General features: G+C 70.0%; 3 protein-coding genes. 2 read left to right on the forward strand and 1 reads right to left on the reverse strand.

Annotation, left to right across the window (positions count from 1 at the left end; genetic code table 11):
• Positions 1 to 350: 350 nt before the first annotated feature.
• Positions 351 to 995: a TetR/AcrR family transcriptional regulator gene (locus I0Q12_RS26570; RefSeq protein WP_197256301.1), complete on the reverse strand. Its 645-nt coding sequence runs from the start codon at positions 993 to 995 to the stop codon at positions 351 to 353.
• 102 nt (positions 996 to 1097) lie between these two features.
• Between I0Q12_RS26570 and I0Q12_RS26575 the strand changes: the two genes are divergently transcribed.
• Positions 1098 to 2702, forward strand: coding sequence for a carboxyl transferase domain-containing protein (locus tag I0Q12_RS26575; protein WP_197256303.1), 1605 nt, complete (start codon positions 1098 to 1100; stop codon positions 2700 to 2702).
• Between the two features lie 11 nt (positions 2703 to 2713).
• On the forward strand, positions 2714 to 4346 hold a 1633-nt coding region (locus I0Q12_RS26580), incomplete at its 3' end, for an acetyl/propionyl/methylcrotonyl-CoA carboxylase subunit alpha (protein WP_374068799.1).

Below are 4346 nucleotides of genomic sequence, written 5' to 3' on the forward strand. Positions count from 1 at the left end.
CCGTTGCTCGCGATGGCTGATCCGCCGGGGCCGGAAGTGCCTGGGGAGCGAAGGTCGAGTCTTCGCCGGGTGCGGGTGGCAGGGCGACGGGATCCGGCGGGTGTTCCCGGCCGTCGGTCCGGCTGCGGTCGGTCGGTGGGCTCGGGAGTCCGAGCGCTGTGTTCATCGTTCGCGGCGCGCACATGGAACGACCCCTTTCGTCGGGACATCTGCCGGGCCGGCCGGTCCCGCCGATCGGTCGGCGCCGATTCGAGTGTGTCCTCCGAGGTCGGCCGGGAGCACGAGTAGTCGACTACCCGAATTCCGTGCCCCGGTTCTCGTGTCCGCAGATACTCGGTGCCCGCAGATGCTCAGCTGCCCCCGGAGCGCAGCGCGGCCAGCGCCATCCGACGCAGCACCACGCGCGCCGCGGTGGGGGAGTAGGGGATCGCGCTGTGGGGCGTGGAGTTGATGAGCCCGAACGTCGCGTGCGCCATCGTGCGCGCGTCGGATTCGCGCAGCGTCGGATCGATCCGCCGCAGCACGTCCACCCAGATCTCGACGTAGCGGCGCTGCGTCTGCCGTACTTCGCGGCGCGCGTCGTCGGGCAGCGACTGCAGTTCGCGGTCCTGGACACGGATGAGGTCGGGTTCCCCGAGCGCGAAGTCGAGGTGGAAGTCGACGAGCCGCACGAGCGTGCGCTCCGGGTCGGTGGTCTCGGCGGCGACGGCCGTGCCGCCCGCGAGCAGCCGGCGGCTGATGTCGACGAGCAGTTCGACCAGCAAGGCGTCCTTGTTGGGGAAATGCCGGTAGACGGCGGGACCGCTGATGCCGACCGCGGCGCCGAGGTCCTCGAGCCGCACGCCGGCGAATCCGCGCTCGGCGACGAGCCTCGCCGCGGCCTGCAACAGCTGCCGCCGCCGATCCGCTTTCGCCTGGCTGCGCCGGGTCAGGGGCCGCTCTTCGGGTGGGAGCGTGGGGGCCTCGGGGGCGTCCTGCACGTCGGGCTCCGACATCGCTTCCCCTTCCGTTTCGTGTGTGGTCTGGACAACTCAGTTAATCACAGTTAACCTCGTTTTCAGTTATCGAAGATTAACTCCAGTGACGAGGACGAGCCTGTGACAACCCCTCGAACGACTCTCCCCACCCACCGCGACCAGCACCTCGCGCTCGTCGGCGAGCTACGGGAACGCCTCGCGGTCGCCGCGCTCGGTGGCAACGAGAAGTCCCGCGAACGCCACGTCTCCCGCGGCAAGCTGCTGCCCCGCGACCGCGTCGACGCCCTGCTCGACCCGGGCAGCCCGTTCCTCGAGATCGCGCCGCTCGCCGCGAACGGCATGTACGACGACGAGTGCCCCGGCGCGGGCATGATCGCCGGCATCGGCCGGGTCTCGGGACGCGAGTGCGTGATCGTCGCCAACGACGCGACGGTCAAGGGCGGCACCTACTACCCGATCACCGTCAAGAAGCACCTGCGGGCGCAGGAGATCGCGCTGCAGAACAATCTGCCGTGCCTCTACCTCGTCGACTCCGGTGGCGCGTTCCTGCCCAGGCAGGACGAGGTGTTCCCGGACCGCGAGCACTTCGGCCGCATCTTCTACAACCAGGCGACGATGAGCGCCAAGGGGATTCCGCAGATCGCCGCGGTCCTCGGTTCCTGCACCGCCGGTGGCGCGTACGTGCCTGCGATGAGCGACGAGGCCGTCATCGTCCGGAACCAGGGCACCATCTTCCTGGGTGGGCCGCCGCTGGTGAAGGCCGCGACCGGCGAGGTGGTCACCGCGGAGGAGCTCGGCGGCGGCGACCTGCATTCGAAGGTTTCCGGTGTCACCGACCACCTGGCCGAGGACGACCGCGACGCGCTGAACAAGGTCCGCGAGATCGTCTCCACGTTCGGTCCGCGCACCCCGCGCCCGTGGGATGTGGCGCCGACGTTCGCGCCGGCCACCGACCCGTCCGATCTGTACGACGTGGTGCCGACCGATTCCCGGACCCCGTACGACGTGCGGGAGGTCATCGAGCGGGTCGTCGACGGTGATCCGGCGGGGCCGGGCTCCAGCTTCAAGGAGTTCAAGGCCGAATACGGCAAGACTCTGGTCACCGGTTTCGCGCGGATCCACGGCCACCCCGTGGGGATCGTCGCGAACAACGGCGTGCTGTTCGGGGAATCCGCCCTCAAGGGAGCGCATTTCATCGAGCTGTGCGACAAGCGGTCGATTCCGCTGGTCTTCCTGCAGAACATCTCCGGCTTCATGGTCGGCCGCGACTACGAGGCCGGCGGCATCGCCAAGCACGGCGCGAAGATGGTCACGGCCGTCGCGTGCGCACGGGTGCCGAAGCTGACCGTCGTGGTCGGCGGGTCCTACGGTGCGGGCAACTATTCGATGTGCGGCCGGGCGTACTCGCCGCGGTTCCTGTGGATGTGGCCCAACGCCCGGATCTCGGTGATGGGTGGTGAACAGGCCGCATCCGTCCTCGCGACCGTCCGTTCCGAGCAGCTCGACGCGTCGGGCAAGCCGTGGTCGCCGGAGGACGAGGAGGCGTTCAAGGCGCCGATCCGCGAGCAGTACGAGGCGCAGGGCAATCCCTACTACTCGACCGCGAGGTTGTGGGACGACGGCATCATCGACCCCCTCGATACCAGAGAAGTTCTCGGCCTGGCCCTGTCGGCGTGCGCGAACGCGCCGCTCGAGCCGGTCTCCTACGGCGTCTTCCGGATGTGAGTGAAATGAGCATGAACGAAACTGCCGGTGGCCCCGGCCTGTTCGATACCGTTCTGGTCGCCAACCGCGGTGAGATCGCGGTCCGGGTGATCCGAACGTTGCGCCGCATGGGGATTCGTTCGGTGGCCGTCTACAGCGACCCCGACGCCGGAGCCCTCCACGTCCGGGAGGCGGACACCGCGGTGCGGCTCGGACCTGCCGCCGCCCGCGAGAGCTACCTCGACATCGCGAAGGTGATCGACGCGGCCCGCACCTCCGGTGCACAGGCGATCCACCCGGGATACGGCTTCCTGTCGGAGAACTCGGCGTTCGCGCAGGCCTGCGCCGACGCCGGGCTGATCTTCCTGGGCCCGCCCGCCAAGGCGATCGAGACGATGGGCGACAAGATCACCGCGAAGAACGCCGTCTCCGCGTTCGACGTACCCGTCGTCCCCGGCATCTCCCGGCCGGGTCTGACCGACGACGAACTGATCGCCGCCGCCGGCGAAATCGGGTACCCGGTGCTGATCAAGCCGTCCGCCGGTGGTGGCGGCAAGGGCATGCGCCTGGTCACCGAACCGGGTCAGCTCGCCGACGCGCTGGCGTCGGCACGCCGTGAGGCCGCCTCCGCGTTCGGCGACGACACGCTGTTCCTGGAACGGTTCGTGCAGCGGCCCCGCCACATCGAGGTGCAGATCATCGCCGACACCCACGGCAACGTCGTGCACCTCGGCGAGCGCGAATGCAGCCTGCAGCGCCGCCACCAGAAGGTCATCGAAGAGGCGCCGTCGCCGCTGCTCGACGAGGCGACCCGGGCTCGCATCGGCGAGGCCGCGTGCAACACGGCCCGCAGCGTCGACTACACCGGCGCCGGCACCGTGGAGTTCATCGTCTCCGCCGACGCTCCCGACGAGTTCTTCTTCATGGAGATGAACACGCGCCTGCAGGTCGAGCACCCTGTCACCGAGCTGGTCACCGGACTGGATCTGGTCGAATGGCAGGTGCGGGTCGCGGCCGGCGAGCCGCTCGGCTTCGAGCAGGACGACATCACCCTGACCGGGCACGCGATCGAGGCCCGCGTCTACGCCGAGGACCCCGCGCGCGGCTTCCTGCCGACGGGTGGCACGGTGCTCGGCTTGGATGAGCCCGGCGGGGCGAGCGCAGCGACGGGGAATGACACTGCGATCGGCATCCGCGTCGATTCGGGCCTGCGCGAAGGCACCGTCGTGGGCAGCGACTACGACCCGATGCTGTCCAAGGTCATCGCGCACGGTCCGGACCGGGCGTCCGCGCTGCGTCGTCTCGACCGTGCCCTGTCCGAGACCGCGGTGCTCGGCGTCGTCACGAACATCGACTTCGCGCGGTTCCTGCTCGCCGACCCGGACGTGAAGGCGGGGGCCCTCGACACGGGGCTGCTCGACCGCCGGCTCGGGGACTACGAAGCCCCCGGCACGCCCGACGAGGTGCTCGTCGCAGCCGCTGCCCACCACTGGCTGCAGCGCTGGCCCGCCGCGACGACCGCGGCGCCGGTCGACCCGTGGGACCGCCCCAGCGGCTGGCGCGTCGGCACCGCGGCTCCGACGACCATCCGGTTGCAGACCCCGACCCGCACCGACCACGTGCACATCACCGGCACTCCCGGTGCCGCGACCGCCCGCATCGAGG

It is taken from the genome of Rhodococcus sp. CX (assembly GCF_015865005.1).
Classification (GTDB): domain Bacteria; phylum Actinomycetota; class Actinomycetes; order Mycobacteriales; family Mycobacteriaceae; genus Rhodococcus.